Annotated in this window: 25 protein-coding genes and 1 tRNA gene; 11 read left to right on the forward strand and 15 right to left on the reverse strand. The window is 65.6% G+C overall.

Features of this window, described 5'->3' with window-relative positions:
* Positions 1 to 45: 45 nt before the first annotated feature.
* Positions 46 to 831: an IclR family transcriptional regulator gene (locus AC3WLF_RS17135; protein ID WP_013956405.1), complete on the reverse strand. Its 786-nt coding sequence runs from the start codon at positions 829 to 831 to the stop codon at positions 46 to 48.
* Between the two features lie 235 nt (positions 832 to 1066).
* On the opposite strand from AC3WLF_RS17135, the gene AC3WLF_RS17140 reads away from it, so the two are divergent.
* Genes AC3WLF_RS17140 through AC3WLF_RS17150 form a run of 3 tightly spaced genes read left to right on the forward strand, consistent with a single transcriptional unit; the run spans position 1067 to position 3500 of the window.
* Positions 1067 to 1792: a (Fe-S)-binding protein gene (locus AC3WLF_RS17140; protein ID WP_492357009.1), complete on the forward strand. Its 726-nt coding sequence runs from the start codon at positions 1067 to 1069 to the stop codon at positions 1790 to 1792.
* 29 nt (positions 1793 to 1821) lie between these two features.
* Complete coding sequence (locus tag AC3WLF_RS17145) at positions 1822 to 3234, forward strand: LutB/LldF family L-lactate oxidation iron-sulfur protein (RefSeq protein WP_492320523.1); 1413 nt, start codon at positions 1822 to 1824, stop codon at positions 3232 to 3234.
* Entirely contained in the window at positions 3231 to 3500 is a 270-nt protein-coding gene (locus AC3WLF_RS17150) for a hypothetical protein (protein WP_492320524.1), read from the forward strand. Before AC3WLF_RS17145 ends, AC3WLF_RS17150 begins: the two co-directional genes overlap by 4 nt.
* Before the next feature lie 18 nt (positions 3501 to 3518).
* On the opposite strand, the gene AC3WLF_RS17155 is transcribed toward AC3WLF_RS17150, so the two are convergent.
* Positions 3519 to 4406, reverse strand: a complete 888-nt coding sequence (locus tag AC3WLF_RS17155; protein WP_492320525.1) for a LysR family transcriptional regulator — start codon at positions 4404 to 4406, stop codon at positions 3519 to 3521.
* Between the two features lie 194 nt (positions 4407 to 4600).
* On the opposite strand from AC3WLF_RS17155, the gene AC3WLF_RS17160 reads away from it, so the two are divergent.
* The 3 genes from AC3WLF_RS17160 to AC3WLF_RS17170 all read left to right on the forward strand — a co-directional run bounded on the left by AC3WLF_RS17160 (position 4601) and on the right by AC3WLF_RS17170 (position 7544).
* Positions 4601 to 5602 carry an ornithine cyclodeaminase family protein gene (locus AC3WLF_RS17160; protein WP_492320526.1) on the forward strand — a complete coding sequence of 334 codons (1002 nt, stop codon included), beginning with the start codon at positions 4601 to 4603 and terminating at the stop codon, positions 5600 to 5602.
* Entirely contained in the window at positions 5599 to 6423 is an 825-nt protein-coding gene (locus AC3WLF_RS17165; RefSeq protein ID WP_492320527.1) for a phosphate/phosphite/phosphonate ABC transporter substrate-binding protein, read from the forward strand. Before AC3WLF_RS17160 ends, AC3WLF_RS17165 begins: the two co-directional genes overlap by 4 nt.
* A gap of 143 nt (positions 6424 to 6566) precedes the next feature.
* Positions 6567 to 7544 (forward strand): Bug family tripartite tricarboxylate transporter substrate binding protein, encoded by a 978-nt coding sequence (locus AC3WLF_RS17170; RefSeq protein WP_492320528.1) that lies wholly within the window; start codon positions 6567 to 6569, stop codon positions 7542 to 7544.
* A gap of 94 nt (positions 7545 to 7638) precedes the next feature.
* Here AC3WLF_RS17170 and AC3WLF_RS17175 read toward each other — a convergent pair whose 3' ends face one another.
* From AC3WLF_RS17175 to AC3WLF_RS17185, 3 genes are all read right to left on the reverse strand, one after another.
* Positions 7639 to 8433 (reverse strand): ABC transporter ATP-binding protein, encoded by a 795-nt coding sequence (locus AC3WLF_RS17175; RefSeq protein WP_011615050.1) that lies wholly within the window; start codon positions 8431 to 8433, stop codon positions 7639 to 7641.
* Position 8434: 1 nt separating this feature from the next.
* Complete coding sequence (locus AC3WLF_RS17180; protein WP_011615051.1) at positions 8435 to 9331, reverse strand: ABC transporter permease; 897 nt, start codon at positions 9329 to 9331, stop codon at positions 8435 to 8437.
* A gap of 175 nt (positions 9332 to 9506) precedes the next feature.
* Complete coding sequence (locus AC3WLF_RS17185) at positions 9507 to 10484, reverse strand: ABC transporter substrate-binding protein (protein WP_035815710.1); 978 nt, start codon at positions 10482 to 10484, stop codon at positions 9507 to 9509.
* A gap of 441 nt (positions 10485 to 10925) precedes the next feature.
* Here AC3WLF_RS17185 and AC3WLF_RS17190 point away from each other — a divergent pair, with 441 nt between their 5' ends.
* Both AC3WLF_RS17190 and AC3WLF_RS17195 read left to right on the forward strand, forming a co-directional pair.
* Entirely contained in the window at positions 10926 to 11909 is a 984-nt protein-coding gene (locus AC3WLF_RS17190) for a DUF2092 domain-containing protein (protein ID WP_492320530.1), read from the forward strand.
* 11 nt (positions 11910 to 11920) lie between these two features.
* On the forward strand, positions 11921 to 12400 hold the full coding sequence (locus tag AC3WLF_RS17195; protein ID WP_492320531.1) for a hypothetical protein: 480 nt from the start codon (positions 11921 to 11923) through the stop codon (positions 12398 to 12400).
* Between the two features lie 53 nt (positions 12401 to 12453).
* Here AC3WLF_RS17195 and AC3WLF_RS17200 read toward each other — a convergent pair whose 3' ends face one another.
* The 4 genes from AC3WLF_RS17200 to AC3WLF_RS17215 all read right to left on the reverse strand — a co-directional run bounded on the left by AC3WLF_RS17200 (position 12454) and on the right by AC3WLF_RS17215 (position 15812).
* Positions 12454 to 13488: a quinone-dependent dihydroorotate dehydrogenase gene (locus tag AC3WLF_RS17200; RefSeq protein WP_492357440.1), complete on the reverse strand. Its 1035-nt coding sequence runs from the start codon at positions 13486 to 13488 to the stop codon at positions 12454 to 12456.
* Positions 13489 to 13577: 89 nt separating this feature from the next.
* Positions 13578 to 14366 (reverse strand): arginyltransferase, encoded by a 789-nt coding sequence (locus AC3WLF_RS17205; RefSeq protein WP_492320533.1) that lies wholly within the window; start codon positions 14364 to 14366, stop codon positions 13578 to 13580.
* A gap of 68 nt (positions 14367 to 14434) precedes the next feature.
* Positions 14435 to 15187, reverse strand: coding sequence for a leucyl/phenylalanyl-tRNA--protein transferase (gene aat / locus AC3WLF_RS17210; protein WP_492320534.1), 753 nt, complete (start codon positions 15185 to 15187; stop codon positions 14435 to 14437).
* A gap of 40 nt (positions 15188 to 15227) precedes the next feature.
* Entirely contained in the window at positions 15228 to 15812 is a 585-nt protein-coding gene (locus AC3WLF_RS17215; protein WP_011615057.1) for an NUDIX hydrolase, read from the reverse strand.
* 309 nt (positions 15813 to 16121) lie between these two features.
* Between AC3WLF_RS17215 and AC3WLF_RS17220 the strand changes: the two genes are divergently transcribed.
* From AC3WLF_RS17220 to AC3WLF_RS17230, 3 genes are all read left to right on the forward strand, one after another.
* Positions 16122 to 16277 carry a PAAR domain-containing protein gene (locus tag AC3WLF_RS17220; protein ID WP_492320535.1) on the forward strand — a complete coding sequence of 52 codons (156 nt, stop codon included), beginning with the start codon at positions 16122 to 16124 and terminating at the stop codon, positions 16275 to 16277.
* Between the two features lie 393 nt (positions 16278 to 16670).
* Complete coding sequence (locus AC3WLF_RS17225) at positions 16671 to 17285, forward strand: hypothetical protein (protein WP_492358554.1); 615 nt, start codon at positions 16671 to 16673, stop codon at positions 17283 to 17285.
* Positions 17282 to 17833 (forward strand): hypothetical protein, encoded by a 552-nt coding sequence (locus AC3WLF_RS17230; RefSeq protein WP_492358555.1) that lies wholly within the window; start codon positions 17282 to 17284, stop codon positions 17831 to 17833. The genes AC3WLF_RS17225 and AC3WLF_RS17230 overlap by 4 nt, the downstream gene beginning before the upstream one ends.
* Before the next feature lie 146 nt (positions 17834 to 17979).
* Here AC3WLF_RS17230 and AC3WLF_RS17235 read toward each other — a convergent pair.
* The 6 genes from AC3WLF_RS17235 to boxC all read right to left on the reverse strand — a co-directional run bounded on the left by AC3WLF_RS17235 (position 17980) and on the right by boxC (position 23823).
* A tRNA-Met gene (locus tag AC3WLF_RS17235) sits at positions 17980 to 18055 on the reverse strand.
* Between the two features lie 122 nt (positions 18056 to 18177).
* Complete coding sequence (locus AC3WLF_RS17240) at positions 18178 to 18930, reverse strand: RES family NAD+ phosphorylase (RefSeq protein ID WP_492320538.1); 753 nt, start codon at positions 18928 to 18930, stop codon at positions 18178 to 18180.
* Positions 18890 to 19279 (reverse strand): MbcA/ParS/Xre antitoxin family protein, encoded by a 390-nt coding sequence (locus AC3WLF_RS17245; RefSeq protein WP_035815700.1) that lies wholly within the window; start codon positions 19277 to 19279, stop codon positions 18890 to 18892. The genes AC3WLF_RS17240 and AC3WLF_RS17245 overlap by 41 nt, the downstream gene beginning before the upstream one ends.
* A gap of 89 nt (positions 19280 to 19368) precedes the next feature.
* Complete coding sequence (gene boxA, locus AC3WLF_RS17250; protein WP_492353121.1) at positions 19369 to 20619, reverse strand: benzoyl-CoA 2,3-epoxidase subunit BoxA; 1251 nt, start codon at positions 20617 to 20619, stop codon at positions 19369 to 19371.
* 43 nt (positions 20620 to 20662) lie between these two features.
* Positions 20663 to 22087 (reverse strand): benzoyl-CoA 2,3-epoxidase subunit BoxB, encoded by a 1425-nt coding sequence (gene boxB, locus AC3WLF_RS17255; RefSeq protein ID WP_492320541.1) that lies wholly within the window; start codon positions 22085 to 22087, stop codon positions 20663 to 20665.
* Between the two features lie 35 nt (positions 22088 to 22122).
* The gene (boxC, locus tag AC3WLF_RS17260) at positions 22123 to 23823 is read right to left on the reverse strand and encodes a 2,3-epoxybenzoyl-CoA dihydrolase (RefSeq protein WP_492320542.1); all 1701 of its coding nucleotides are present in this window, start codon (positions 23821 to 23823) and stop codon (positions 22123 to 22125) included.
* Positions 23824 to 23882: the final 59 nt, after the last annotated feature.

Genomic DNA, 23882 nt, shown 5'->3' on the forward strand with positions numbered 1-23882 from the left:
CCATGATGGCAGCCCGCGCGTTGGCGGTGGCCGGCGATTCGGTCTTCAGGCGGCGGCTTCGGTCACGTAGCCCATGCCGCGCGAGATTTGCAGCGCCGTGTCCTTCAGGTTTTGCAGCCAGCTGTCCTGCAGCCGGTCGGCCGGCGCCGACAGCGACAGCCCGGCAACCAGCCGGCGCGAGTCGTCATAGATGCCGGCGGCAATGCAGCGCACGCCCAGTTCCAGCTCTTCGTTGTCGCGCGCATAGCCGTTGGAGCGCACCCAGCTGAGCTCCCGCTCGAGCTTGGTCAGGTCGGTGATCGAGGTGCGCGTATGCCCGGCCAGCCCGGTGCGGGTGGCGTAGTTGCGCACGCGCGCGGCTTCGTCCGCGGCCAGGAACAGCTTGCCGACTGAGGTCAGGTGCAGCGGCGCGCGGCCGCCGATGGCGCGCACCACCTGCATGCCCGAGCGCTCGCTGTAGGCGCGCTCGATGTAGACGATTTCATCGCCCTGGCGCACCGACAGGTTCACGGTCTGGCCGGTGACGCGGTGCAGCGCGCGCATCGGCGCCAGCGCCGCGTCGCGCACCGACAGGCGTGCCTTGACCAGGTTGCCCAGTTCCAGCAGCCGCATGCCGAGCCGGTAGCTGCCGGGATCGGAACGGTCGACAAAGCGGCAGGCCACCATGTCGTTGAGGATGCGGTGGGCGGTGGAGGGATGCAGCCCCGTGGCCAGGGACAGCTCTTTCAGGCTGACCGGGTCGGCGTGCTGCGCGAGCGCGTCCAGCAGGGTCATCATGCGCTCGATGACCTGGATGGACGTCTTGCCGGGTGACTTGTCTGCGTCGGACATAGATGGAAAAAAGAGAAATGTTGCCTTGCGGCATTTTTAAGCGTCTGCCTGATTCTATCTCGCATTGTGAAAATTTCAATAGGTGAAATGACATTACCGTAAGAATCGCCCGGTGATGTTGATCCCGGAAGTGATGTGCATTGCACCGGATTCACGCCCTTGCTGAACGGTTTGTGCGCCACGTGCGACGCAAACGCGCATAATTGCGGGGTTTCGGGGTCTGGAGAAGTCGACAATGCGAGTTGGTCTGTTCGCCACCTGCCTGGTGGACCTGATGCGTCCGGAAATCGGGTTTTCGGTGCTCAAGCTGCTGGAAGCCGCCGGCTACGAGGTCATGGTGCCCGAGGCGCAGACCTGCTGCGGCCAGCCGGCCTACAACTCGGGCGAGCGCGCGGTGTCGCGCGACCTCGCGGAGAAATTCCTGCGCGAGTTCGAGATGTTCGACTACATCGTGGTGCCGTCAGGCAGCTGCGGCGGCATGATCCGGCAGCATTACGGCGACCTGCTGCACAACGATCCCGAACTCAACGGCCGCTACGAGCGCCTGCGCGGACGCGTGTTCGAGCTGACGGATTTCCTGGTCAACGTGGCCAGGGTGCAGACGCTGCCGTCGTCGTTCTCGGGCCATGTCACCTACCACGATTCCTGTTCCGGCCTGCGCGAGCTGGGCGTCAAGCAGCAGCCGCGCGAGCTGCTGTCGCGGCTGCCGGGCGTGCAGCTGACCGAAATGAAGGATTGCGAAGCCTGCTGCGGTTTTGGCGGCACCTTCTCGGTCAAGTACGGCAATATCTCGACTGCGATCGTCGACGAGAAGTGCGCCAACATCAAGGCCAGCGGCGCCGATACGGTGGTGCTGGGCGACCTGGGCTGCATCCTCAATATCGAAGGCCGCCTGCGCCGCACCGGCGACAGCAGCACGCGCGTGCTGCATATCGCCCAGGTGCTGGCGGGCGACGCCTGACATCCGCTGAAATCCGGGGAATCGCCACGATGCAAGTCCACAGCATGGAATTCAAGGCGCGCGCCGGCCAGAAGCTGGCCGACCAGCGCCTGCAGCAGAACCTGAAGAAGCTTTCGACCAAGTTCGTCACGGCCCGCGCCGACGCGATCCTCGACATCGACTTCGACGCCACGCGCGAGGCACTGAAAGAGCGCCGCAACCGCGCGCTGGAAAACCTCGACGTCTGGCTCGCCACCTTCGAAGAGAACGCGACCAGGCGAGGCGCCACGGTGCTGTTTGCCGAGACCACCGCCGATGCCGCGCGCCTGGTGGCCGAGATCGCGCAGAAGCACGGCGTGAAGAAGGTCATCAAGAGCAAGTCCATGGTGACCGAGGAAATGCGCCTGAACCAGGTGCTGGGCGAGATGGGCGTGCAGAGCATCGAGACCGACCTGGGCGAATACATCCTGCAGATCAACGACTCGGAACCGCCGTCGCACATCATTGCGCCGGTGGTGCACAAGGACAAGGACGAGATCGCCGACCTGTTCGCCAGGGTCCACCACAAGCCGCGGCTGACCGAGATCCCGGAGATGACGCGCGAGGCGCGCGAAGTGCTGCGGCCCGAGTTCCTGAGCGCCGACATGGGCGTCACCGGCGGCAACTTCATCATTGCCGAGACCGGCTCGGTGGCGGTGGTCACCAACGAGGGCAACGAAGGCATGTGCACGGTGCTGCCGCGCGTGCACGTGGCCGTGACCGGCATCGAAAAGGTGCTGCCGACGCTGGAAGACCTGGCCACGGTGATGCGCCTGCTGCCGCGCTCGGCCACCGGCCAGGCCATCTCGAACTACTTCTCGCTGCTGACCGGCCCGCGCGCCGAGGGCGAGCGCGACGGCCCCGAGCATATGTATTTCGTGCTGGTCGATGGCGGCCGCACCGGGCTGATCGGCGGCGACTTCCAGGAGATGCTGCGCTGTATCCGCTGCGGCGCCTGCATGAATCATTGCCCGGTGTACCAGAAGATCGGCGGCCATGCCTATGGCTGGGTCTACCCGGGCCCGATGGGCAGCGTGCTGACGCCGAGCTATGTCGGCCTCGCCAATGCGATCGACCTGCCGCAGGCGGCGACCATGTGCGGCGAGTGCAACCGCGTGTGTCCGGCCTCGATCCCGCTGTCCGACTTGCTGCGCAAGCTGCGCGAGAAGCAGATGGAGCGCGGGCTGCGCCCGTGGCAGGAACGCTTCGCGCTGCAGGTGTGGGGCTACGTCGCCAAGCGCCCGGAGCTGTACGCCTTTGCCACTCGCATCGGCGCCTGGCTGCTGGGCCGCATGGGCGGCAGCAACAAGCTGATTGCCAGCCTGCCGATGGCGGGCAAGGGCTGGACCGAAACCCGCGACATGCCGGCCCCGTCGGGCCGCACGTTCCGCGAACTGTACAAGGAAAGGAGGGCACGTTCATGAGCGCAACCAACCGCGAAGCCCTGGCGCGCATGCGTGCCGCACTGGACCAGCACCTGGCGGGATCGATGCCCGCCGCCGACCTGGTGCGCGCCTGGCGCGAAGCCGGCAGCGGGCTGGCGCTGCCGCCGGTCTACGGGCAGGCGATGGAGGAGCTGCTGCGCCGGATGGAGATGTCCGCGGTGTTTGCGCAGGACAGCTGCTCGTTCTCCAGCACGGCGGTGACGGAGCAGATGGGGCGCTGGCTGGACAAGGCCGCGACGGTCTGACGCCAGCCACTCAGCGCGTCAGCGCTTCATCATCGCCGTCAGCGTATCGACGAATTCCAGCGACAGCCGCGACAGCGGCTCGGTCTGCATATGGAAAATCTGCACTGAGGCATTGACCTTGGTGCGCACCGGCACCGCGAAAATATTGGGCCAGGCCGCGCCAAACACGGTCATGGCGTCGACCAGCGCGATGCCGGCGCCGGCCTGCGCCAGCGCGCGCGCCACATGCGCCTGTTCAACCTGGACGCGCATATCGGGCTGGTCGCCCTCGTTGCCGAACATCTCATGCACCAGCAGGCCGAACGGGACGTCCGGCCCGTAGCCGATCAGGTCTTCGCCGATCAGGTCGGCCGGGCGCACCCACTTGCGCGCGGCCAGCGGGTGCCCTGCCGGCACCAAGGCCACGATCGGGTTCTTCACCAGCAGTCGTGCTTCCAGGTTGGGATGCACCAGCGGCATGTTCGACACCGCCAGATCCACCTGCCCCGACAGTACCGCGCGCAGCATATTGCCCGGAATCTGCGTACGCACCACCACCCGCACCGCCGGGTGCGCCGCGCGGAAGCCGGCGATTGCACGCGGCAACACGGTCTGGCCCAGGTTGGGGCTGCATGAGATGCGCAGGCTGCCGGTGCGGTTGGCGGCAAGGTCTTCGGCGATCTCGTTGACGCGCTCGATGCCTTCGTAGACCGCATTCACTTCCCCCAGCAAGCGCCGCGCCTCCGGCGTGGGGTAAAGCCGTCCCTTGGTGCGGCGGAACAATTCCAGTCCAAGGCGTTGCTCGGTGTGCGACATCAGCCGGCTGATTGCCGGCTGCGACACATACAGCAGCTTGGACGCACCGCTGATCGAGCCGGTCAGCATGACCGCGCGGAACACCTCGATCTGGCGCAGGTTCATTTTCATGGCATTAACCTGATGTTAAGGCTGGCGGACATATAAGCATATGACAGTCAATGGCGCCATACCTACACTGAATTCCATCGAAACACGCCGAGCCTTTGCAACGCAGGCACGGCACCACATGGAAGCGCGGCGGCCGCGATGCGGTGCAAGAGGCACCGGCAGTGTGCCGGCATAACCCTGGAGGAAAGGACTGTATGAGCGACATCCATCTCACCTATCTCAACGGCAAGGACATCGCACGCCTGGAAATGGCCGACGCCGAGATCCTGGACGCGGTCGAGCAAGCACTGGTGGCGCAAGGCAACGGGCAGACCGTGATCGAGCCGCGCGTGCACCTGATTCCCGACCCCGCCTTCAACGGCCACTTCAATGTGCTGCGCGGCTACGTGGCGCCGCTGGGGCTGGCCGGCGTCAAGATCGTGGGTGACTTCGTCGACAACTACAAGCTTGGCCTGCCATCGGAAATGGCGATGCTCAACCTGTTCGATCCGCGTACCGGTGCTCCGGTGGCGATGATCGATGCCACCTTCATCACCGATGCGCGCACCGGCGCGCTTACCGCGCTCGGGGCAAAGCACCTGGCGCGCCGCAACAGCAAGGTGCTGGGCCATATCGGGGCGCGCGGCACTTCTTACTGGAACGTGCGCCTGCTCGACAGCCTGTTCGACTTCGACGAGATCCGCGTGCACTCGCGCCGCCCGGAAAGCCGCAATGCCTTCGCCGCGCGGCTGGAGCGCGATCTCGGCAAGAAGATCGTGGTGACCGAAGACTGGGAGTCATGCGTGCGCGATGCCGACATTGTGGTCGAGGCTTCGCGCCTGGAGCGCCCGACGCCGATGCTCAAGACCGAATGGATCAAGCGCGGTGCCTTTGTCGTGCCCTACGGCACCATGAGCGCGGTCGAGCTGTCGCTGACCGACATCATGGCCAAGCTGGTGGTGGACGACTGGGGGCAGTGCAAGGGGGGCATGTTTGGCTCGCTGCGCGCGCATGTGGAAGCCGGCAAGCTGTCGGAGCAGACGCTTTATGCCGAACTGGGCGAAATCGCCGCAGGGCGCAAGCCGGGCCGCCAGAGCGATGACGAGACCAACCTGTTCTGGCACCGCGGGCTGTCCCTGAGCGATATTGCGCTGGGCCACGCCATCCTGAAGAAGGCCGAAAGCCGCGGGCTGGGCCAGAGGCTGGTCTACGCATGATCGCCAACGCTCGCATGTACTCGGTGAGCACGCCGGCCGGGCAGGCATGGCGTGCGCTGCTGGCGCACGTGGCCGAGTGCGCCGGCGTGGACCTGCCGTATGTCGAGCACGCAGCACCCGCCCCGGTCAGCGCGCTATGGGCGCGGCCGGATTGTGGCTGCGTGTTCATGTGCGGCTATCCCTATGCCAGCGCGCCGGCCTCGCCGCAACTGCTGGCGGCGCCGGTGCCGTCGCTGCCGCGCTACGGCGGGCGCCCGGTGTATTTCACCGAGTTCATCGTGCGCGCCGATGCATCGGCGCAGACGCTGGCGCTGACCTTCGGCGGACGGCTGGCATGCATGCTGCCTGAGTCAAACTCGGGCTACAACGCACCACGCCACCACCTGATGCGGCTGGCGCCGGCGGGCACGCGCGCGCTGTACCGGGCGACCGAGGTGACCACGCCGACGCCGCGCGAAGTCATCGAAGCGCTGATCGCCGGGCGTGCCGACGTGGGTGTGGTCGACAGCTACGTGCTGGACCTGCTGCGCCGCTTCGAGCCCGCGCTCGTGGCGCAGCTGAGAACGCTGGAGGTCACCAAAGCCGCGCCGATCCCGCCGCTCGTGGCCGCGGCGCAGATCGATCCGTGGCAGAGCGCGCGCGTGCGTACTGCGCTGCTGACGCTGCATGAAGACGCAGCGGGGACGGATCTGCTGGCCATGTTGGGGCTGGCACGCTTTGCCGCGGTGCGGCCCTCCGACTACGCAGTGTTGCCCGCCATGGCGCGCGAAGCCGACCAGGCGGGATTTGCATTGACCGATGCCGGCATGCAGCCGTCTTGAACCGGTGCACGATAACCAGACTGCCGGCGCGGTGGGGGAGCCAAGCCTGATAACTGCCGAATAGGGGAACTGTAATGATTTCCACTGTGAAACCCGCTGTAGAACATGCTGTAAAGCCCGCCGTACGAGCAGATCTGCGGCGTATGGCCATGCGTTGCGTGCTCGCCTGCGTGGCGGCCTGCGCGCCGTGGCTCGCGGCCCCGCCCGCGCTTGCCCAGCCGCAGGGCTATCCCGCCAAGCCGGTGCGGATCGTGGTGCCGTTTGCTGCCGGCGGCCCGGCCGATGTGCTCGGCCGGGCGGTTGGCGAGGGCATCGCCAAGGCCACTGGCCAGAGCGTGCTGGTCGACAACAAGGCCGGCGCGGCGGGCACCATCGGCGTCGACATGGTGGCCAAGGCCGCGCCTGACGGCTATACCCTGGCCGTCGTACCGGTGGGCAATATTGCGGTGAACCCCACGCTGATGCCTAATCTCCCGTACAAGCCGGCAGACCTGGCGCCGGTGGCAATGCTGGCCACCGCCGAAAACGTGCTGGTGGTCAATGCGGCAACGCCGGCCCGGTCGCTGGCGGACCTGCGCAAGCTGGCCACGCAGAAACCGGGCGAGCTGAGCTTCGCGTCGCCCGGCGCGGGCAGCCAGGCCCACCTGGCGGGCGAGTTGCTGCAGCTCGATGCCCATATCAAGCTGAACCACGTCCCGTACAAGGGCATCAGTCCGGCGATGACCGATGTGGTCGGCGGCCAGGTGACGATGATGTTCGCGCCGCTTTCCGTGGCGTTGCCGTATATCCGGGCCGGCAAGCTGCACGCGCTGGGGGTTGCCAGCGCCAGACGTTCGGCGATCCTGCCCGAGGTGCCGACCATTGCCGAACAGGGATTCCCGAAGTTCGAGGCGGTTTCCTGGTACGCGTTGATGGCGCCGGCCGGTACGCCCGCGGAAATCGTGCGCAAGCTCAGCCAGCATGTCGATGCCGTGCTGGCCGACGCCGCGCTCAAGGAAAGACTGGCCACGCTGGGCATGGCGGCGGCCGGCGGCACGCCGCAGCAGCTTGCCGCTGCCATCCAGAAGGAAAGCACGCGCTGGGCCGGCGTGATTCGCCAGCGGAACATCACGATCGATTGAGGGTTGAAGGCGAGGTAGCGCTACTAGCCGGCGCACATATCAAAACAAAACGGGGAGCCGAAGCTCCCCGTTTTTTAATCGCTACAGGTCTTCTTCAACCCAGCAGCAGCGCGTCGTCGTCCAGCTGCTCGTGGCGGGTCTGCTCGAACATCTTCAGCAGGTCCGGCACATCCAGCCCCTTGCGCTTGTCGCCGGACACGTCCAGCACCACCTGGCCCTGGTGCAGCATCACCGTGCGCTGGCCGTAGTCCAGTGCCTGGCGCATGCTGTGCGTCACCATCATCGTGGTCAGCTTGCTTTCCTCGACGATGCGCGCGGTCAGCTCCAGCACGAAGGCGGCGGTCTTCGGGTCCAGCGCGGCGGTGTGCTCGTCCAGCAGCAGGATGCGCGACGGCTGCAGCGAAGCCATCAGCAGGCTCACCGCCTGGCGCTGGCCGCCGGAGAGCAGGCCGATGCGGTCGGTCAGGCGGTTTTCCAGGCCCAGGTTGAGCAGGCGCAGCTTCTCGCGGAACAGCTCGCGCGAGGTGCGGTTCAGCGCCGGGCGGAAGCCGCGGCGGCTGCCGCGGGCCATGGCCAGGGCCATGTTCTCCTCGATCGTCAGCGCCTCGCAGGTGCCGGCCATCGGGTCCTGGAACACGCGGGCCACCAGGTGGGCGCGGTCCCATGCGGGCTGGCGCGTGACGTCGGTGTCATCGATGGTGATGCGGCCCGAGTCGACCATCTGGTCGCCGCTGATCGCATTCAGGAAGGTCGACTTGCCGGCGCCGTTGGAGCCGATCACGGCCACGAACTGGCCGCTCGGGATCTCCAGGCTGAGGCCGCGCAGGGCGCGGGTCTCGATCGGGGTGCCCGGGTTGAAGGTGAGTTTCAGGTCTTGTGCGCGCAGCATCTCAGGCGCCTCCGTTCTTGCGGGCGAACAGCTTCTTGCGGGTTGCCGGCAGCACCAGCGCGATCGTCACCAGCGCTGCGGTCACCAGGTTCAGGTCCTGCGCCTTGAGGCCGATGAAGTCGCTGTTCAGTGCCAGTGCGATGAAGAAGCGGTACAGGATGGCGCCCAGCACCACGGCCAGCGTGGTCCAGATCAGGCGGCGTGCCGGCAGGATGGTTTCGCCGATGATCACCGCGGCCAGGCCGATCACGATGGTGCCGATGCCCATGGAGATATCGGAGCCGCCCTGGGTCTGCGCGAACAGCGCGCCGGCCAGTGCCACCAGCGCATTGGACAGCGCCATGCCGGCCAGCGTGGCGCGGCCGGTAGGGATGCCCTGCGAGCGGGCCATGCGCGGGTTGGCGCCGGTGGCGCGCATCGCCAGGCCCAGCTGCGAGCTGAAGAACCAGTCCAGGCCGACCTTGGCCACCACCACCACCACGAGCAGCACCAGCGGGCGCAGCACGTAGTCAGGCAGCCATTCGGGCTGCAGGATGGTGAACAGCGTGGGCTCGGTGATCAGCGGCACATTGGGGCGGCCCATGATGCGCAGGTTGATCGAGTACAGCGCGATCATCATCAGGATACTGGCGAGCAGATCCATGATCTTCAGGCGCACATTGAGCCAGCCGGTGATGAAGCCTGCCAGCGCGCCGGCAGCGATCGCCACGGCAGTGGCCATGAACGGGTCCTGGCCGGCGGCGATCAGCGTCGCGGCGACGGCGCCGCCGAGCGGAAAGCTGCCATCAACGGTCAGGTCGGGAAAGTTGAGGATGCGGAAGGAGATCAGCACCCCGAGCGCCACCAGGCTGAAGATCAGGCCGATCTCCAGGGCGCCCAGAAGGGAAAAGAGGGACATGGGGGAATCCTGTTGCAGGGGCTGGCGGCTGCCTTGGCGCCACCTTCGGGGCGGGTGGGCCGGCACGCCCGTGTGGGGCTGCCGGCCGCCTCGCCCTGTTCTGTCCCGTCGGGCCGGATAGGCCCGACGGGCACCCGCCGTCTTGCGGCGGCAGGGGGCAGTGCTTGGCTGTTGCTTACTTGATGACCGTCTTGGCTTCCTTGACCAGCTCCGGCGACAGCGTGACGCCTTGCTTGGCGGCGGCGCCCGTGTTGACGAACAGTTCCAGGTTGTCGCTGGTCTGCGAGGCGATCGCGCCCGGCTTCTCGCCCTTCAGGATGCGCACCACGACCTTGCCGGTCTGGTGGCCCAGGTCGCCGTAGTTGATGCCCAGCGCGGCCACGGCGCCACGCTTGACGCTGTCGGTATCGGCGGCAACCAGCGGGATCTTGGATTCGTTGGCGACCTTGACCAGGGACTCATACGCCGACACCACGTTGTTGTCGGTGTTGGTGTAGATCACGTCGACCTTGCCGATCAGGCTCTTGGCGGCCGGGCCGATGTCAACGGTACGCGGCGCGGCGGCTTCCTTGAGCGTCAGGCCGTCCTTGGCCAGCAGCTCCTTCAGTTCCTTGACCACGACCACCGAGTTGGCTTCGCCCGGGTTGTAGACCATGCCCACGGTCTTGGCCTTGGGCACCACGCGCTTGATCAGCGCGACCTGCTTGTCCAGCGGCAGCTTGTCCGACACGCCGGTAACGTTGGTGCCCGAGGCCGACCAGCTCTTGACCAGCTGCGCGGCGACCGGATCGGTCACGCCCGAGTACACCACCGGCACGCTCTTGGTGGCGGCAACCACGGCCTGGGCCGACGGGGTGGCGATGGCAACGATGGCGTTCGGGTTGTCGCCGACGAACTTGCGGGCGATCTGCGCTGCGGTGCCGGTGTTGCCCTGGGCGCTCTGGTATTCCCACTTCAGGCTCTTGTCGGCGTCATAGCCGGCGGCCTTCAGTTCGGCGCGCACGCCGTCGCGGATGGCGTCCAGCGCGGGGTGGTCGACGATCGACAGCACCTTGACGGTCTGGGCCTGCACGGCGCCGCCATACAGCAAGGCCAGCGCCACGGCGCCGCCCAGGATCGACTTGGTTGCTGCGAGACCCTTGATGGATTTCATTATCTGTTCTCCCCCGAAACTCGGTTCTGGATTGGATACGGCCGCGGATGGTTCGGTCCGCTGTCCTGGCCCGTGCGCATGCTGGCGCACAGTGCCGGTCCGGGCGGGCGCGGCGGCTTCCTGCGGCTGGAGGGAGCGTGCGCGGGCGCGTCGGATGCGACAGCGATAAGCCTGCGAGGATACCACTTCCCGCGCACGAAATGGACAGTAATCATGCGGAAGTGGGGCATCGGATGCTGCCAGACGCCCGCTATCCGCCATCGAGGCGCATTTTATTGCGCGGGATTCATATTTTGCCTGTGGATTACCCTGATTGCGGCGGCGACATCTTCATGCAATTGCGCGATCCGGGTGTCGAGGCTCTCCTCGAAGTCCCGACTGTCGCCGGCATGAGGAAAGCGATGCGGCACGCGCCACATATTGGCGCTCGAAGCGGGGATCTTGAATTCACGTTTCGAAAAGATTCATGTCTTCCGATCGATATCCGGAATTTCAGATCAGCTAGCATTCATCCACCGCGGCAGCGCCGGGACGACACAGCGCTGGATGCGCGAGCGATGGTATGCATTGTCCTCCGTGATGGCATCAAAACCTGTGAGGTTCGCTATGTATCGTGTCTTGAGTATTGCCGTGCTGGGGGTCTCGCTTGCGGCGTGCAGCAGCCTGGCGCCGACGGCTTCGGCTCCGGTCACCCAGTCCGCGTCCGTCCAGCCCGCGGCTTCAGCTGAACCGGCGGCTGCCAGCAAGCCGGCAGCCAATGCCGTGGACCCGGCGGTGATCCAGGCCCTGAACAAGATGGGCACCTACCTGTCGACGCTGAAGCGTTTCAGCGTCGATATCGACCTGGACGGCGAGCGTGTCCTGGCCGATGGCCAGAAGCTGCAGCATACGGCGACCGCCAGGATCGACATCGACCGGCCCAACAAGATGCGGGCGCAGATGCGAAGCGCGCGCGCGCAACGTGACCTGATCTACGACGGCAAGACCGTTACGCTTTACCAGCCGGCGCAAAAGTACTACGCCTCAGCCGGCGTAACGGAAAACCTTGGTGATCTGATCGTTCATCTGCGCCAGCGCTTCGGGATCGAGGTGCCGATCGGCGATCTGTTCCTGTGGGGAACGCCCGCGGCACCGGTGGGCAACATCACCTCGGCCATGTATGCGGGCAGCGACTACATCGATGGCACGCTCTGCGATCACTATGCCTTGCGCCAGGGGGCGGTCGACTGGCAGATCTGGATCGCAAGCGGCAACCGTCCGGTGCCGCGCAAGGTGGTGATGACCAACCGGGCTGACGAGGCACGTCCGCAGTCGGTGACCTGGCTGGACTGGAAGCTGAAGCCGGCTTTCAAGGATTCCGTCTTTCACTTCACGCCGCCACAGGGCGCCCGTGAGGCCAAGTTTGTTCCGCTCAAGACCCAGTGAAGGAGAGACACATGAAACGAGTCGAAAAGTCCCTCCTCGCGGTCCTGGGGGCAGTCGTGCTTGCCACCTATGCCTGGGTACCGCAGGCTGAAGCGCGTGGCGGCGGCCACGCCGTGGGGCGCGGCGGTGGCGGCGCACCGGTCGGCAACGTGCGGGCCGACGCGCGCACCAACAATGTCCGCAGCGCCAGCGTGAACAGTGTCAATGCCAACCGGAACGTCAACATCAATACGAACCGGAACGTCAACGTCAATGTCGACACGCATGGCGGATGCTGCGGCGGCTGGGACAACGATTACCATCCGGTCGCCACCGCTGCCGCCGTTACCGCAACGGTGGCTGTGACCGCGGCTGTAGTGGGTTCGGTCGTGCGCTCGGTCCCGCCAAGCTGCGTCCCGGTCAGCTATGGCGGCATGGTGTACCAGCAGTGCGGCAGCACCTGGTATCAGCCGCAGGGAACCCAGTACGTTGTGGTGAACGCTCCGTACTGACGCGGCCGGCTGCTATGGGTTGAGCCGCGCCAGTCCTGCCTGACGATGCCGGCTCAGCCGCGCAGCGCTGCGGCGCACTCGCGCACCAGCGCCGGGCCGCGGTAGATCAGGCCGCTGTAGACCTGCACCAGCTTCGCGCCGGCGTCGATCTTGGCGCGCGCATCGGCGCCGCCGAAGATGCCGCCCACGCCGATGATCGGTACCGCGTCGCCGACCACGCCGTGCAGCGCGCGCACCACCCGGGTCGAGGCCTCGAACACCGGGCGGCCGGATAGGCCTCCGGCTTCCTCTGCATGCGGCAGGCCCTTGACCGCCTCGCGCGAGATGGTGGTGTTGGTGGCGATCACGCCGTCGATCTTGTGCCGCACCAGCGCGTCGCCGATATTGCCGATCTGGTCGGCATCCAGGTCCGGCGCGATCTTCAGCGCCAGCGGCACGTAGCGCTTGTGCTGGTCGGCCAGGCGCTGCTGCGCGTCCTTCAGCGTCGACAGCAGGCTGTCCAGCTCGCTCGCGCCTTGCAGCTGGCGCAGGTTCTTGGTGTTGGGCGACGAGATATTGACCGTCACGTAGCTGGCGTGCGGGTAGACGCGTTCCAGGCAGTAGAGGTAGTCATCGTTGGCGCGCTCGATCGGCGTATCGGCGTTCTTGCCGATGTTCAGCCCCAGCACGCCGCCCTCGGCCTTCCAGCGCGAGGCCCGCACATTGGCGACAAAGGCATCGACGCCGCCGTTGTTGAAGCCCATGCGGTTGATCAGCGCATCCGCTTGCGGCAGCCGGAACATGCGCGGGCGCGGGTTGCCCGCTTGCGCGCGCGGCGTGACCGTGCCCACCTCGATAAAGCCGAAGCCGAACGCGGCCAGCCCGTCGATATAGGCGCCGTCCTTGTCCAGCCCCGCGGCCAGGCCGACCGGGTTGGGGAAACGCACCCCCATGACCGTGCGCGGGTCGTCGGCAATCCTGTTGCCGATGCAGCCCGCCAGGCCCATGCGATGGGCGCGCAGCAGGTTGTTCAGCGTGAAATGGTGGGCGTCCTCGGCATCCATCGAGAACAGGGCGGGGCGAAACAGGGGGTAGAGCGCGTTGAGCACGGGGGGGCAGGGCAGAGTGAATACCAGGCCCGCATTGTAGCGGCTGGGCCGCATACCCGGTCAGTGCGCGGCCGGATGCCGCGACCCGGCTATTCCCGGGTGGATGCAGGCGCGGGGCTGCCCGCATCCCCGGCTTCGTCCTCGAACGCATGCCAGTGGTTGCCGGTCAGCACCTGCAGCGGCCGGAAGCGTGCCTTGTAGGCCATCTTGCGGCTGTCGGCGATCCAGTAGCCCAGGTAGAGGTGCGGCAGGCCCAGCTCGCGCGTCTGGCGGATCTGCCACAGGATGTTGTAGGTGCCATAGCTGGCGTTGCGTTCGAGCGGATCGTAGAAGGTGTAGACCGACGACAGCCCGTCGTCGAGCACGTCGATCATGCTGACCATGCGCAGGCGCCCGGCCTCGGGCGAGCCCGGCGGTTCGCGGAATTCCACCAGGCGCGAGTTGACGCGGCTCTGCAGCAGGAACTGTTCGTACTGGTCGCGGCTGTCCTGGTCCATGCCGCCGCCGGCGTGGCGCATCGACTGGTACAGCAGGTACAGCGAATAATGCTCTTCGACATAGGTTAGCGGCGCCACCAGTGCCTGCAGGTGCTGGTGGCGGCTCCAGGCGCGGCGCTGCGAGCGGTCCGGCACGAACTGGTCCACCACCACGCGGCATGGCGTGCAGGCGTGGCATTCGTCGCAATACGGTCGGTAGGTGAAGATGCCGCTGCGGCGAAAACCGGCGCGCACCAGGCGTGAATAGACGTCGGCATTGATCAGGTGCGCCGGGGTGGCGACCTGGGAGCGTGCCATGCGGCCGTCGAGATAGCTGCAAGCGTAGGGCGCCGTGGCATAGAACTGCAGCGCGGAGAGCGGAAGTTCCTTCAGCTTGCTCATGACTCAGGGGGCTCCGGGCGGGACGATGCGGCCGGACGCGCAGTCAGCGGGGCGTCCCGTGCCAGGTTTCAGCCGGCCGGCGCGGCTGGCGTCCCGGCCCAGCGCTCCAGCACCGATTTGTCGAACCGCCACGGACTGATCGCCGGCAGCGCCGTCGCCGCCCGCACATGGGCCACGAACTCTGCGCGGGGGATCGGGCGCGCACCCAGCGAGGCCAAGTGGTCGGTTTCCTGCTGGCAGTCTATCATCGCCACGCCGTGATTGCCGAGGAACGCGCACAGCGCCGCCAGCGCGATCTTTGAGGCATCGGTGCGGTGCGCGAACATCGATTCGCCGAAGAACATCCGGCCCAGCGCCACCCCATACAGGCCGCCCACGCGTTCGCCGCGGTACCAGCTTTCCACCGAATGGGCCATGCCGTTGCGGTGCAGCGTACCGTACGCGGCAATGATGTCGTCGGTGATCCAGGTGCCGTCCTGGCCGTCGCGCGGGGTGGTCGCGCAGGCGCGCATCACCGCCAGGAAGTCGTCGTCGACGCGGATCTCCCAGTCAGCGTCGCGCAGCACGCGGCGCAGGGTCTTGCGCAGGTTGAGCGAGACGCGCAGCGCCGGCGGGGGCAGCACCATGCGCGGATCGGTGCTCCACCACAGCACCGGCTGGCCGCTCGAATACCACGGGAAGATGCCCTGGCGGTACGCCAGCAGCAGCCGCTGGGGCGACAGGTCGCGGCTGGCCGCCAGCAGGCCGGGGGCTTCGGAATCGGGCCCGAGCGCCTCGTCAACCGGCGGAAACGGGTCTTGCGGGTCCAGCCAGGCAATCATGCGGGCTGCGCCGTAGGGCGATGCGCGGCGGCTGCGCCGCTCAGGGCGTGACCGTGGCCCGGCTGGTCAGCGGGCGCATGGGCTTGTCGATATCCAGGCTGTGCAGCCGGAAGCTGCCGTCCTGCAGCCGGCCGGCGGCGCGGTCGGCAAAGAAGCAGCGCAGGGTGTGGATCACGGTGGGGAACGCCAGTTCATCCCAGGGCACATCGGCCTCTTCGACCAGCTTGACCTCCAGGCTTTCCTCGCCGGGGGCGATATCCAGGTCGTCCAGCGTGGCCAGGTAGAAAAGATGCACCTGGTGCACATGCGGCACGTTCAGGATCGAGAACAGTTCTCCGACCTGCACGCGCGCGCCGGCTTCTTCCAGCGTCTCGCGCGAAGCAGCCTGCGCGGTGGTTTCGCCAATCTCCATGAAGCCCGCAGGCAGGGTCCAGAAACCGTAGCGTGGCTCGATGGCGCGCTTGCACAGCAGTATCTTGTCCTCCCACACCGGGATCGTGCCGACGACGTTGCGGGGATTGACGTAGTGGATGGTGCCGCAGTTGTCGCAAACACTGCGCGGGCGGTTGTCGCCGTCAGGCACGCGCAACACGACCGCATGACCACAGTTCGAGCAGAATTTCATGAGGGGCGTCCGGGAGGAATGGCGAAAGTGTATCACCCTCGGGGATGGGGCCGGCAGGGGTCAGGGTCTCTGGGTCGCTCGACTGTGGACACTCATGCATTTCGTTGCAGATCCCCAGGACCCTTGTTATGAAGATTCCATATGTGATTTAAGGCAACCCGTAAGGACAGCACTTGCATCGCGCGATAAAAATGTGTGATTTGCGTTCCACTGGAAAGGAGCGGCATTGTCACGGCAGACCAAGAACCGCCGACCTTGCGGGTACGTCCTCCACACAGCACCAGATATCCATGAGCGGGAGGAGGCGTAATGCCGGATATTCGCTATGCACTCCGGAATGGGGACAAGACGAGCCCCAACGGCGTGCTTATCGGGACCGGGCAGAGCTTCTTTCATCATGGCGTGACAGTAGGCGTCGAGGGGGATTATGCGACTTGCCCTGCCTGTAAAGCTGGGGGGCGGTGATGAACGATTGCTATCCCGCCTTCGATATTCACGGTAAGCAATTGCTTGTGAGCGGAGTCCGAGTCTATTGCAAATGTGAGACGAAGCCTTTCGTCTTGCCGTCGCAAATGGATTTCAGAATTGAAGTTGCACGGACGAGTATGGCATCCGTTTCGCCGGCACAACATATGTTGCTGCGCAAGCGAATGTAGATTCACCTGAGATTGTTGAGCAATACTTTGAAATTACCGATGAAGACGGGCAGCCAGTCGAAGGTTATCGCTACGATCTGTTTGTTGATGAACAACAGGTGGCTCGAAACCGGAATATATTAAACGGACGTACCATCGCTGTCGCGGGAAAGCACGATCTTCGGCTCGTTATGTGGCTGGACAAGACTGGGCAGGAGTGTGCATGCCAGAAAAGCTTGATGCCGAAACCCGCTTGCTGGCGGCCATTGCATATGGTGAGTCTTCAACGGCGGATGTATTCGAGGAGATGGCGGCTATCGCAAACGTAATGGTTCGTCAAAGCAAAGCTCGAGGGTACAGTACTATTTCTGGCTTTACTGCCAAGGAAAAGTCTTTTTCGTTTGTGGTGACGGATGGCAATAAGCGATACAAGAAGCTGTATACAGCTAAGGAGGGGGGAATCGAAAAATCGCCGCCGATGTCCGATGCTGTGAAGGCCGCAAGGAATGCGTTGTCAGGTGGGGTGGATTATTCAAATGGCGCATATTTTTGGGATGGTGCGGATATAAAGTCGAATTACAAGAATCATTTCAAGGTTGGGCGAGGGATAAAGTTCACTGACTCGTCGCATAATATTTATGGAATTAAGGAGTCGCGGAAAGTGGTGAAGAAGGAGAAAACAACAAAAACGAAGGTAAATGGAAGGATCGAGGTCAAGAAGGAGGAGATCTGGCGCTACGATCATATCTACGAGTCGACGGCAGCGTATGGCGGAACGATATTCTGGAGGCAAGCTCCGGACTACTTGAAATATACCCACTCAAAGGAGTATCTATGAAGAGGACGCTGGTATTTTTTGCTGGCGTGGTGTTGTCATCAGTTGCGGCGGCGCAAGTGCCGGAGTCAGTTGTGAATAGTTGCGTTCTGCTGCAGGGCGTAGATGCATCGACGACGTACCAGGAGCTCGGGGGCGACGGGATACTTATCGAGGATGACATGCCGGGTTATGTGATGCTCGTCTATCGACGCAACGGCGTTGATTTTGGATATGCATCGAGCAAGAAGAATTCGGGGGACCTTTTGATAGTCGGACGGCAAAGAGCGTCCATCCTCGGTGCAAAGCGCGCAGGCACAGAGCGGCCGGAGAGATTCGAGCCCGCTCAAGCACTTTACGGGTTCGTTCAGCGGAAGGCTCGGGAGTATTTTTGCGTGGCGTCCACCTTTGAGGGGGTGGGGCGCAGCGGTTCATTTCAAAATGTGCGGGCCGCGTATATCGCAGAGTTGACCGGCTCGCATGCTGCGCCCAGGATCAGGGCGCTCTACTATGCCGTGCGGGATATTCGGAAGATCAAAGCTGATGGCAGGGCCGTGCCCACAATGCCGTAGACACCGCACACCAGGGCCGCCCGCTTCTGGGAGGAGAAGGCGCCGGAACGCGAAGCCTCGCTTCCTGCATGTGACAGAAAACAAAAAAACCCGCCGGAGGCGGGTTTTATCTGCTTGGACGGTACCGCTGATACGCATCATGCGGTTGGTTGCGGGGGCAGGACTTGAACCTGCGACCTTCGGGTTATGAGCCCGACGAGCTGCCAACTGCTCCACCCCGCGTCCGTCGAAGAAAAGATTATATGGCATCTGGTTGCGCAATGCAACACCTGTTTAAAAATACCTTCCAGCGGTGCGCATTGCCGCCTGCCATAACGATTAGATCGCCGGCACGGGGCAGAGGTTCAGCCCTTGCCAGTGCTATCGGTTGTGCGCTGCCACAGCGCGGCCTCGAACTCGAAGCTGTCGCGTTGCTGCAGGTCGTCGCGCTGCCAGATCACGCGGTCGCGGCGCACCGTCAGCATCCAGGTGGTGGTGGCCAGCGGCGCCGGGTGTGAGAACGCGCGCGGGGTCAGCACCGCGCCGCAGGGGCCATGCCGGGGATCGCGCACGGAGGTGTAGCGGATCATGCCAAGGCCGGCCTCGCGCGCGATGCGGCCGAAGGCCTGGCAGGGCTCGTGGTGGTCGGGGTCGGTCCAGGTGGCGTGGTCCTGGTCGAACGGCGGTGTGTCCAGTGCCACGCCCCAGGTGTCGACGCGCACTTCGAACAGCGTCTGCGCGCGGGCGTCGATGCGCGGCAGCGCGGGGCTGTCGTTGAGGAAGCGCCAGCGCCAGTAGCCGAGTTCGGCGCAGGCGGTGCGGATCTCGTTGGCGCCGTAGAACACGCCCGGATCCTGGCTGGCGCGAAAGCGCGAGCCCCAGGGCGAGGGCGGATAGCGGAACGGGGTGAACAGCAGGTAGTGCAGGTGGCGTGCCTCGGCGGGCACTGCTGGTTTGCCGGCGTCGAGCACGGCTTCCAGCACAGCCTGTTCTTCCAGGCTGTCGACCAGCGGCATGGTGGATACGACGTGCTGGGCCTCCACCGCCCGCCACAGCGTGAGCGCGAACTGCCTGCGCTCAGATGCGACCGCGGGTGGCGTCCAGGTAGTGAACGACACGGACCAGACCTTCCGTTGTGCGGATCATTTCAAGGGGCTTGCCGCCCAGCGCCAGGTTTTCATTGGTCAGCCACAGCCGGGCCTGGTCGCCGTGGCCCAGGATGGCATCGAGCGATCGGAACAGGCGCACGAACAGAACACCGAATTCCCACTCCTTGCGGTGCGCATCGAGCACATAGCCGCCAGATGCCATGCGCGATACCGATGCCGTGCTGATGCCCAGCACGCTTGCCACCACCGCCTGGCTGATGCCGAGGAAGCCGGCGGCGCGCATCACCGCCTTGGTCAGCGTGGTGCCGGGGTCGGGGCCGCCGGCGGGATCGGTTTCCGGAATCCGCCTGGATTGCATCGCCATCACTCCTGTTTCTTCAGAAATATTATAGGCGATGCATTTCAGAAGGGAAGCGATTGCTGAAAAGCCAGCAAACTACGGCGGCGTCAGTAGGTCTCGATATGGAGCCGGCCCTCCGCTTTCATTGCGGCCTCGATCTCCGGCCACGCGTGCCCGGCGCCGGCGCACACCACTTCGAATGCCTCGAGCACGCCTGCCTCCATGCCCTTCAGTCCGCAGATATAGACATGGCCGTTGGGATCGGCCAGCAGCGCGGCGGCGCTGTCCGCGGCATCGCGGATCGCGTCCTGCACGTAGCGGCGCGGCGCGGCGGGATCGCGCGAGAAGGCGAAATGGATGTCGAGGAAGTCCTTGGGCAGCTTCAGCAGCGGGCCGAAGTAGGGCAGTTCGTTGGCGTTGCGCGCACCGAAGAACAGCTGCCGGCGCCCGCCGAAGTGCGCCATGTTGCGGCGCATGCGCTCGGTCATGGCGCGCATCGGGGCTGAGCCCGTGCCGGTGCAGATCATCATGATGCTGGCCTCGGCATGGTTGGGCATCAGGAAGGTCGATCCGAACGGCCCCACCACCTGTACGCTGTCGCCCTTGGCCAGGTCGCACAGGTAGTTGGACGCGACGCCCCGCACCGGCTTGCCGTCGTGGTCCTGGTCGACCCGTTTGACGGTCAGCGCCAGGTTGTTGTAGCCCGGGCGCTCGCCGTCGCGTGGGCTGGCCACCGAGTACAAGCGGATGTAGTGCGGCTTGCCCGACGCATCCGTGCCGGGCGGCACGATGCCGATCGACTGGCCTTCCAGGATCGGGAAGAAGTGCGTGCCGAAATCCAGCACGATATGGTGGATGTCGCTGGATGCGTCCTCGGCGGTCAGCCGGTAGTTGCCGGCCACGGTCGCCGTGACCGGCGCGCGCGCGCCATGCAGGTTCACATAGGGATGGGCCGCCGACCACGGCGCACGCGGCGAGGTGTGGCGGCTGGTTTCCACGGACTGGATGGCGGCGTCGGGCGCGGCGCCGGTTGCGGTGCCGCCGCTGAGGGTTGCCTGCGGCGCGTCACCCAGGTCGGCCAGTTCCGGCAGCGGCACTTCGGCCGGCAACTCGTCCCACAGCAGTTGCGCCTCGATCGGGTAGGCCTGGCCGCGCAGCATGGTGCGCCAGTTGTCGATGGCGCCGGTCGGGCAGGGCGACAGGCAGGCGTTGCAGCCGTTGCACACGTCCGCCCTGACCACGTAGTTGCGGTCGTCGTGGGTGATGGCATCGATCGGGCAGGTGTCCTCGCAGGTATTGCAGCGGATGCAGATTTCCGGATCGATCAGGTGCTGCTTGATGATGTCGGGGGCGCCCATGGCGTGTCTCCGGTGGCTCCTGGCCTGTCCTTGTGGTTCTGGTTCAGTTGAAACGGACGTACTCGAAATCCATTGGCTGGCGGTTGATGCCCACCGCAGGCGGCGCGATCCAGTTGGCGTACTTGCCCGGCTCCACCACGCGGCCCATCAGCGAGGCAACAAAGGCGCGGTCTTCATCGGTGGCCAGCCACTTGCGTTCGTTGGCCTTCCATTCGGCTTCGGAAATCAGCTGGCCCTCGGGCGAGACGTGCACATTGGCCAGCGTGCCGATCTTGCGGTTGAAGGCCTTGTGCGGCACGGTCAGGCGGAACGCGATGCCGGCCTTTTCGATGACCTTGTTCCAGCGCGCCACGCCGCCCATGCTGTCCTTGATGTAGTCGTCGCGCAGCACTTCATTAAGCGCATTGAGCATCGGCACCTCGCGCTCGCCCAGGTGGCCGTCGCGCACTTCCAGCACGCGGTAGACATCGCTCTTGAGCAGGTGGTCGTCGGCGCGCTTGCCTTCCTCGAAGCGGCCCTTCAGGCCGGCGCTGTAGAAGGTGGCGGCGTTGGACGACTGGTCGGCGCCGAACAGGTCGATGGTGACGCTGTAGTGGAAGTTCAGGTAGCGCTGGATGGTCTCCAGGTCGATCACCCCCGCGGCGCGCACTTCGGCTGGGTCTTCGATGCCGCGTTCGCGCATCACCTCGCAGGTGCGCTGGAGCACGCGCGACACGCCGGATTCACCCACGAACATATGGTGCGCTTCCTCGGTCAGCATGAAGCGCGTGGTGCGCGCCAGCGGATCGAAGCCGGACTCGGCCAGCGCGCACAGCTGGAACTTGCCGTCGCGGTCGGTGAAGTAGGTGAACATGAAGAACGCCAGCCAGTCCGGCGTGCGCTCGTTGAAGGCGCCGAGGATGCGCGGGTTGTCCTGGTCGCCGGAGCGGCGCTCCAGCAGCGCCTCGGCTTCCTCGCGGCCGTCGCGGCCGAAATAGCGGTGCAGCAGGTACACCATCGCCCACAGGTGGCGGCCTTCCTCCACATTGACCTGGAACAGGTTGCGCAGGTCGTACAGGCTCGGCGCGGTCAGGCCCAGGTGGCGCTGCTGCTCGACCGAAGCAGGCTCGGTGTCGCCCTGCGTCACGATGATGCGGCGCAGGTTGGCGCGGTGCTCGCCCGGCACGTCTTGCCAGGCGGCTTCGCCCTTGTGCTCGCCAAAGTGGATCCTGCGCTCGGGGTCGGCCGGCTGCAGGAAGATGCCCCAGCGGTAGTCCGGCATCTTGACGTGGTCGAAGTGCGCCCAGCCCGATGGATCGACCGACACCGCGGTGCGCAGGTAGACATCGAAGTTGTGCGAGCCGTCCGGCCCCATGTCGCGCCACCAGTCGAGGAACGCCGGTTGCCAGTGTTCCAGCGCGCGCTGCAGCGCGCGGTCGTCGGACAGGTTGACGTTGTTGGGGATCTTCTGGCTGTAGTCGATGCTCACGTGCTGTCTCCTTGTTGTCTGGCGGGGGGCGGGCGCTATACCCGGTCCCAGTCGAAGCGTGCCTTGTTGCCGCTGCCGAAGACCTTCAGCGCGCCGTTCTCGCCGACGGCGTTGGGGCGCTGGAAGATCCAGTTCTGCCATGCGGTCAGGCGGCCGAAGATGCGCGTTTCCATGGTCTCGGCGCCGCCGAAGCGCAGGTTGGCTTCCATCCCGGTCAGTGCATCCGGCGACAGGCTGGCGCGTTCTTCCAGGGCGATGCGGATTTCGTCCTCCCAGTCGATATCGTCGGGCGCGGCGGTGATCAGCCCGAGCGAGTCGGCGCTGAGCGCATCCAGCGGCGCGCCGATGTGCTCGCGCACCGCGGTGAGCGCGGCCTCGTCGCCATAGAAGCGCGCCGCCAGCCGGGTTTGCCCATTGGGCATGGGGTAGTGGCCGAAGTTGAGCGCGGAGGCGAACACGCGCGGCGCGTCGTCTGGGGCGTCGGGCAGGTGCAGCATGTAGCTGCGGTCGGCGGCCAGCGCCAGTTCCAGCAGCGTGCCGGCAAAGCAGGAATCGGCTTCGATCAGCGCGATCAGGCTGCGCGACGACACATCCAGCCGCGCCAGCGTGCGGCGCAGCATGCCGATGGTCTCGCGCACGAACCAGTGGCCGGCATGCGCCTGCAGCAGCGCATCGGCGGCCAGCACCGCGGCCGCGTCGCCATCGGTCTTGAGCACCCAGATGCCGATATCCAGATGGTTGGCGCGCAGCGTCAGGATGGCGTCGTCGAGCTCGCGCGCCATCTTCAGCGGCCACCATTGCGCGCCGGCCGCGACCACCCCGGCGAGATCCGCGGGCTGGTGCTTGTCGGGCCCGAATACGGTCAGCGTGGCCTTGCGCGCCGCGGCATCGACATGCACGCGCACGGTCTCGTAGCGGTAGCCGTCGGGCTCGATGGTGCGCGACAGTGGTGTCAGCGTGATGCCGTGGTGGCCCTGTGGCCGGTCGCTGGTGGCCGCCAGCGCCGCCGCGCGCTCGGCGATATGCTCGGCAAAGCGCGCCGGCTTGACCACTTCGTCAACCAGCTTCCAGTCCTTGGCACGCTGGCCGCGCACGCCTTCCGTGGTGGTGCAGAAGATGTCCGCGTGGTCGCGGCGCACGTGGCGCTTGTCGGTCACGCGGGTCAGGCCGCCGGTGCCGGGCAGCACGCCCAGCAGCGGCACCTCGGGCAGGCTTACCGCGGACGAGCGGTCGTCGACCAGCACGATCTCGTCGCACGCCAGCGCCAGTTCATAGCCGCCGCCGGCGGTGGTGCCGTTGCAGGCGGCAATGAACTTCAGCCCCGAGTGCCGGCTGGCATCCTCGATGGCATTGCGGGTCTCGTTGGTGAACTTGCAGAAGTTGACCTTCCACGCATGCGACGACAGCCCCAGCATGAAGATATTGGCGCCCGAGCAGAAGATGCGGTCGCGCGCGCTGGTCAGCACCACGGTGCGCACTTCGGGATGCTCGAAGCGGATGCGCTGCAGCGCGTCGTGCAGTTCGATATCGACGCCGAGGTCGTAGGAATTGAGCTTCAGCGCGTAGCCGGGGCGCAACCCTCCTTCCTCGTCGACGTCCATCGCCAGGGTGGCGACGGGGCCGTCGAAACTCAGTTTCCAGTGGCGGTACTGGTCGGGATGACGCTCGAAGGTGATGGGTGCGTCTGACGGGGCTGACTGGTCAGGGCGCAGTGGGGCGGTTGCCGGCGCGGACATGGCTGTCTCCTGAATGCACTATAGTGCCTTGCGGCTTTTGATGAAATATAGTGCATGGA

The organism is Cupriavidus sp. FW306-01-F10A, assembly GCF_058782785.1.

Excerpts from the sequence above, each read along its gene's own strand:
- AC3WLF_RS17135 (WP_013956405.1), bottom strand. The coding sequence starts at position 831 with ATGTCCGACGCAGACAAGTCACCCGGCAAGACGTCCATCCAGGTCATC.
- AC3WLF_RS17140 (WP_492357009.1), top strand. The coding sequence starts at position 1,067 with ATGCGAGTTGGTCTGTTCGCCACCTGCCTGGTGGACCTGATGCGTCCG.
- AC3WLF_RS17145 (WP_492320523.1), top strand. The coding sequence starts at position 1,822 with ATGCAAGTCCACAGCATGGAATTCAAGGCGCGCGCCGGCCAGAAGCTG.
- AC3WLF_RS17150 (WP_492320524.1), top strand. The coding sequence starts at position 3,231 with ATGAGCGCAACCAACCGCGAAGCCCTGGCGCGCATGCGTGCCGCACTG.
- AC3WLF_RS17155 (WP_492320525.1), bottom strand. The coding sequence starts at position 4,406 with ATGAAAATGAACCTGCGCCAGATCGAGGTGTTCCGCGCGGTCATGCTG.
- AC3WLF_RS17160 (WP_492320526.1), top strand. The coding sequence starts at position 4,601 with ATGAGCGACATCCATCTCACCTATCTCAACGGCAAGGACATCGCACGC.
- AC3WLF_RS17165 (WP_492320527.1), top strand. The coding sequence starts at position 5,599 with ATGATCGCCAACGCTCGCATGTACTCGGTGAGCACGCCGGCCGGGCAG.
- AC3WLF_RS17170 (WP_492320528.1), top strand. The coding sequence starts at position 6,567 with ATGGCCATGCGTTGCGTGCTCGCCTGCGTGGCGGCCTGCGCGCCGTGG.
- AC3WLF_RS17175 (WP_011615050.1), bottom strand. The coding sequence starts at position 8,433 with ATGCTGCGCGCACAAGACCTGAAACTCACCTTCAACCCGGGCACCCCG.
- AC3WLF_RS17180 (WP_011615051.1), bottom strand. The coding sequence starts at position 9,331 with ATGTCCCTCTTTTCCCTTCTGGGCGCCCTGGAGATCGGCCTGATCTTC.
- AC3WLF_RS17185 (WP_035815710.1), bottom strand. The coding sequence starts at position 10,484 with ATGAAATCCATCAAGGGTCTCGCAGCAACCAAGTCGATCCTGGGCGGC.
- AC3WLF_RS17195 (WP_492320531.1), top strand. The coding sequence starts at position 11,921 with ATGAAACGAGTCGAAAAGTCCCTCCTCGCGGTCCTGGGGGCAGTCGTG.
- AC3WLF_RS17205 (WP_492320533.1), bottom strand. The coding sequence starts at position 14,366 with ATGAGCAAGCTGAAGGAACTTCCGCTCTCCGCGCTGCAGTTCTATGCC.
- aat (WP_492320534.1), bottom strand. The coding sequence starts at position 15,187 with ATGATTGCCTGGCTGGACCCGCAAGACCCGTTTCCGCCGGTTGACGAG.
- AC3WLF_RS17215 (WP_011615057.1), bottom strand. The coding sequence starts at position 15,812 with ATGAAATTCTGCTCGAACTGTGGTCATGCGGTCGTGTTGCGCGTGCCT.
- AC3WLF_RS17220 (WP_492320535.1), top strand. The coding sequence starts at position 16,122 with ATGCCGGATATTCGCTATGCACTCCGGAATGGGGACAAGACGAGCCCC.
- AC3WLF_RS17225 (WP_492358554.1), top strand. The coding sequence starts at position 16,671 with ATGCCAGAAAAGCTTGATGCCGAAACCCGCTTGCTGGCGGCCATTGCA.
- AC3WLF_RS17230 (WP_492358555.1), top strand. The coding sequence starts at position 17,282 with ATGAAGAGGACGCTGGTATTTTTTGCTGGCGTGGTGTTGTCATCAGTT.
- AC3WLF_RS17245 (WP_035815700.1), bottom strand. The coding sequence starts at position 19,279 with ATGCAATCCAGGCGGATTCCGGAAACCGATCCCGCCGGCGGCCCCGAC.
- boxA (WP_492353121.1), bottom strand. The coding sequence starts at position 20,619 with ATGGGCGCCCCCGACATCATCAAGCAGCACCTGATCGATCCGGAAATC.
- boxC (WP_492320542.1), bottom strand. The coding sequence starts at position 23,823 with ATGTCCGCGCCGGCAACCGCCCCACTGCGCCCTGACCAGTCAGCCCCG.